The 5,033-nt window shown below is 67.6% G+C and carries 5 protein-coding genes; 3 read left to right on the top strand and 2 right to left on the bottom strand.

Annotation, left to right across the window (positions count from 1 at the left end; all coding sequences use genetic code 11):
• The coding region (locus ACK586_RS25165; protein ID WP_409333272.1) for a transposase at window positions 1-304 on the top strand (304 nt) is incomplete at its 5' end.
• Window positions 305-399: 95 nt separating this feature from the next.
• Here ACK586_RS25165 and ACK586_RS25160 read toward each other — a convergent pair.
• Entirely contained in the window at window positions 400-1,632 is a 1,233-nt protein-coding gene (locus tag ACK586_RS25160) for an IS256 family transposase (protein ID WP_409333273.1), read from the bottom strand.
• Between the two features lie 496 nt (window positions 1,633-2,128).
• Window positions 2,129-2,686 (bottom strand): TetR/AcrR family transcriptional regulator, encoded by a 558-nt coding sequence (locus tag ACK586_RS25155; RefSeq protein WP_409333271.1) that lies wholly within the window; start codon window positions 2,684-2,686, stop codon window positions 2,129-2,131.
• 259 nt (window positions 2,687-2,945) lie between these two features.
• On the opposite strand from ACK586_RS25155, the gene ACK586_RS25150 reads away from it, so the two are divergent.
• Window positions 2,946-3,542, top strand: coding sequence for a TetR/AcrR family transcriptional regulator C-terminal ligand-binding domain-containing protein (locus ACK586_RS25150; protein WP_409333270.1), 597 nt, complete (start codon window positions 2,946-2,948; stop codon window positions 3,540-3,542).
• Between the two features lie 2 nt (window positions 3,543-3,544).
• Window positions 3,545-4,597 (top strand): flagellar motor switch protein FliG, encoded by a 1,053-nt coding sequence (fliG, locus tag ACK586_RS25145; RefSeq protein WP_409333269.1) that lies wholly within the window; start codon window positions 3,545-3,547, stop codon window positions 4,595-4,597.
• Window positions 4,598-5,033 lie beyond the last annotated feature (436 nt).

The following is a 5,033-nucleotide window of genomic DNA, read 5'->3' as shown; positions in this document are numbered from 1 at the left end:
AGAGGATGCGTTCATGCCCGAGCAGCGGAGGAAGTTCAGTCCGCAGTTCAAGGCTGAAGCCGTGCAGATGGTGCTCGAGACCGGCAAGCCGATCGCCGAGATCGCCCGCGACCTGGGGATCAACGAGGGCACCCTCGGCAACTGGGTGAACATCTGGCGCCGTGAGAATCCGGAGCCGACGACCGACCTGACTCCGGTGGAGCGTGCGCGCGTGAAGGAAATGGAAGACGAGATCCGCCGCCTGCGGATGGAGAACGAGTTCCTAAAAAAAGCAGCGGCCTTCTTCGCGCGGACGCAACCGTAGCCGAGCGCTGCGCACTGATCCACGCGGAGAAGAAGGAGGAGGTGTCGAGTCTTCTGTGTAAGCGGGTGTGACCGGTCCTGATGGGAGAGGTCGGGTCAGAGGGGGAGTCGGTCGGGGAACTGCAGGGCGAAGGCGTTCAGGGCGGTCTTCCAGCCGTGGGTGCCGGTGCCGAGCTCACCTCCTCGCTGGTCGCTGATGTTGCGCAGCGCGAGGTAGAGCAGCTTGAGGGCGGCCTCGTCGCTGGGGAACGACCCGCGGGCCTTGGTGACCTTGCGCAGCTGGAAGTTGATGCTCTCGATCAGGTTCGTGGTGTAGATGATCTTGCGGATCTCCGGGGCGAAGGCCAGGAACGGGGTGAACTCCTCCCAGGCCCGCTCCCAGGCCTGCACCGCCCCAGCGGCGCGGGTGCTCCACTCGTCGGTGAACGCCGCCAGGGCCAGCTCCGCGGCCTGCACGGTCGGGGCGGTGTAGATCGGCCGCAGGGCGGCGGTCATCGCCTTGCGGTCCTTCCAGGACACGTAGCGCATCGAGGCCCGGATCAGGTGGACCACGCAGGTCTGCACCACCGCCTCGGGCCACACGGTGTTGACCGCCGCGGGCAGGCCGGTCAGCCCGTCGCAGCAGACGAACAGGGCATCCTTGAGTCCGCGGTTGCGCAGCTCGGTGAGCACCCCGGACCAGAACTTCGCGCCCTCGGTCTGCTGGATCCACACGCCCAGGACCTGCTTGCGGCCCTCCAGATCGACCCCGACGACCAGGTGGGCGGCCTTGTTGGCCACCACCCCGGCGTCGCGGACCTTGATCCGGATCGCGTCGATGTACAAGATCGGATACACCGGGTCGACCGGCCGGCTCTGCCAGGCGGCGATCTCGTCGACGACCACGTCGGTGACACGCGAGATCGTCGCCGCCGACACGCTCGTGCCGTACACCTCGGCCAGGTGGGCGGTGATGTCGCGGGTGGACATGCCGCGGGCGTACAGGCTCAAGATCATGTCCTCGACGCTGCCCAGGCGCCGCTTGCGCTTCGGGACGATCTGCGGGGTGAAGGAGCCGTTGCGGTCGCGCGGCACCTGCAGCTGCACCGGGCCGGCGGTGGTGTGCACCGTCTTGGCACCGTGCCCGTTGCGGGAGTTGCCCGACCCCTGCCCGGCCCGATCACCGGCTTCGTAGCCGAGGTGGTCGGTGATCTCCACGTCCAGGGCCCGCTCGAGGACGGCCTTGGTCATCCGGGCCAGCAGCCCGTCCGGGCCGTCGATCGCGGTGCCGGCGGCCTCAGCGTCGGCCAGCAGCCCGTCGATCGCTTCCGGGGACAGCATCCCGGCCAGCCGCTCGGCCGGGCCCGGGGCGCCCGACGCCGGCTCCGGCGTCGAGGCGTTGGTCATGGTGGTCAAGAGTGCTCCTGTTCCGCCGGCCGGGCAGATCCCGGACGGCTACGTCAGGTCACACCCCTTACACAGAAGATGAGACAGGCTCTCACCATCGTCGGATGCTGGTCCGCACAGAGTCCGCAGAAAGTCCGCAGGACACCCACAACTCGCCATTGCCGGCCAACGGCCTTCCACACCTATACACGCAGCTCAGGACGGGGGTAGAGAGACCATTGGCCGGTGGGCGGCGCGCCCGGCAATGATGTCCGGGATGACTCCGGCGAGCGCCGCGGCCTCCGACCCTTGGATCCTCCGGTTCGATGCTGAGCGTCTGCACTCCGCGGCTCGACTACCGCCCACCCGTTATGTTGAACGACCGTTGCCATCACGCCGCGGAACCTCGCAGCGACCGCACGCCCATAGCGTCCGTTGGGCCGGCGACGGTTGAGCTCGCTCAGGTCCCACACAGGAGTGGCAACATCACCTCGTCCACGACGGCGACCACGGCTGCTTCATCGACTTCCTGGCCGGTGACGAACCATCGCGTGATGAGGATCGCTGGGCCGGCCTCGGCGGGGACTGACGTGGCAGCCTCAGGCCGCATCTCGCCGCGCGCTGCTGCCCGAGCGAAGACCTTCGCGAAGGCGGTGCTCCAGCGGTTAAGCGGGCCCCGCCGGTAGGCATCGAGGAGGGCCGGATCGTCATGGATGACACCGAGAAGAGTGCGGTTGGCGCGGCCGGCCGGGCTGTTCAGGAGACCGCAAACTCCGGTCAACAGTTCAGTCAGGTCATCTCGAAGTGAGCCCAGGTCCGGCGCGGCGGAGGCCCCGATGTCAGACGACTCAAGGTAGCTAATCAGCAGGTCGGTCTTGGTAGGCCAGCGCCGGTAAATCGCAGCCTTTCCCACGCGGGCGGCCATGGCGACGTCGTCCATCGTGAACCGGCTGTAGCCAACCTCTGCGAGAACGTGACACACGGCGTCGGCGATGGCTACGTCCTTCTCCGGATCCATCGGCCGACCAGAACGGCGGTGCCCACTGCCCTGTTCACCACTAGGTAACGCCCCGGTCTCGTTACTGTGCGTCATACGTCGACGCTACCCGTAGTCATCGGGACTTTGGCCCCTGGCGCTTTAAAAGGCAGCATGCACGACGCGCCGCGAAGTCGGAACGGAAGCGTTCCGCGGTCTGCGGCCTACGTTCCGGGCGTCAGTGGGTGCTCACGCCCGAGCTTGCTGCGAGCACGCGGCCCCGCCTGGAGGGAAGGCGCTTGTGGAAGTCCGCTACAGCTGGGAGTCGCCTATCACCCGCGAAGTCCTGCAGGCCGTCCTCGGCGCCCTGGCCGATTACGGGTACTCGGGGTTGACGGCCGCGGAGATCCACGCCCGCACCGGCGTCGCAGGTGAGCTCCTCGAAGCGGCCGACCTGCACGAACTGGTGATCGCGGCGCTGGAACGCGTGCGCGCCTTTTCACCCCCTAAGCCGACCGGATCGTTGCGCGGTGATCTTCGAGCACTGCTGCAGCCGTGGCGGGGAGGACTGAGCCCCGACGAACGAGCAATTGCCGCTGTGCTCAGCGCCGCAGAATGGGATTCGTCCCTCAAGAGGGCCGTTCACGCCGCCTTCGACCAACCGCTCGCCGAGGTGATTGGTGGGCTCCTGGCTCGTGCGGCCGCGGCTGGCCAGGCGCCAGCCGCGGCCGTCCACACCCTGAACTGGCTGCTCCGGAGCCTGGCCGTCGACCGGTTACGCGCCAGTCATCCGCGCACGCAGGTCGACATCGACCACCTCGTCGACTACCTGGTCGCCGGCTTGGCGTGCGCCACGCGGACGGAGTGCCCGGCCTCCACCGGGGCGAACGGAGGGTGATCATGGCCAGCGTCCTGGCCGCAAGCACGGGGAACTCCTCGGGTTCCCCCGGGCCATCGCCGTCTCGGCCAAGACTGCGTGAAGCCGCTCTGCTCCTCGCTCAGCTGAGCCCCCAGGAAGCGGGGCGGATCCTCGAACACCTCCGACCGCACGAAGTTCAACAGCTCACCACCGCCCTGGTCGATCTCGATGACGTCCACCAAGGCGAGGTCGACGCGGTCATGATCGAGTTCCACGGCCTGATGCATAGGGGGCAGTTCTACAGACCGGGCGACGAGAATTTCATTCGGGGGATGCTGACCGCGGGCTTTGGCGCCGAAGACGCCGAAGGATTCCTCACCCGGCTGAAGGCAAGCCAGGACGACGGTCCGTTCGCCTCAATGCGCAACGCCGATGTCCGGCAGCTCGCCACCTTCCTGCGTACAGAACACCCTCAGCTCATCGCGTTGGTCCTCGCGCACTTGCCAGCCACTCAGGCGGCGGAGGTGTTGGCGTCGCTTTCTCCAGAGCAGCAGCCGGTCGTGGCACACCGAATCGGCACGATGGCTGGCACCCCGCCGGCCACGGCGCAGCTTGTCGAAGACGGACTCCGCCAACGGATGGGCTCGCTGTTGGGCGCGGACCTCGCCGCAAGTGGCGGCATCGAGGCCCTCGTGGCCATCCTCAACAGGGCGTCAGGAGGGACCGAGCGCTCCATCCTCCACCGGCTTGAGGAAGCAGAACCGGAGCTGGCCGCGAAGGTTCGGGCCCGGCTGTTCATCTTCGATGACATCGTGATCATCGAGGACAGAACGCTGCAGCAAGTGCTGCGAGAGATTCGACCGGACGACCTCGCCCCTGCGCTCATCGGCGTTCGTCCTGAGGTCCAGGAGAAGGTCACTCGAAACCTGTCTGCCCGCGTCGCCGAGCGCCTCACGGAGGAGATTGAGCTACTGGGACCAGTCCGAATGCGCGTTGTCGAGGAAGCCCAGACCAACGTCGTCCGCATCATCCGGGACATGGAGGCTGCCGGAACGCTCACCATCCGCCGTGATGACGGAGAGCTGATCCCCTGATCCCCCACTTGGTGCCAGTCGTGGGCGACTCTCACGGCACACCACCGGCCCTCACCGGACCCCTCGCGCGCGACGCAAGCAGGAACCAGGCACGGCGCTGTATCTACTCGTCTGAGCTAACCCGGATCTTTCACGGTCATGATCATGTCGATGGTCGACGGGGTTCTGGTCCCGCGTGGACGTGAGGATCGCATCTGGGTGTGACGGATCGGCCGATGTCGCTCGGGTGGGCGCCGGTTCCACGGTCCGGTGAGGTCTCCAGTCGTTGGGACGGTGAGCCGGGGGTCAGCCGGGCGCCGGCGCCGCGGCTGGCCCGCTCAGCTCGGCGAGTGCGTTCAGGGCCTGGAGGGCGAGCGCGGTGAACGGCGCGGTGGCGGCCAGGTGCAGCAGGCGGCGGCGGCCGGTGCGGGCGTGCCGGGCCGGGATGGAGAACAGT

The sequence above is a fragment of the Trujillonella humicola genome (assembly GCF_046233715.1).
GTDB lineage: Bacteria > Actinomycetota > Actinomycetes > Mycobacteriales > Geodermatophilaceae > Trujillonella > Trujillonella humicola.
The sequence above is the reverse complement of the archived record's forward strand: the minus strand, read 5'-3'. Positions and strand labels throughout refer to the sequence as shown.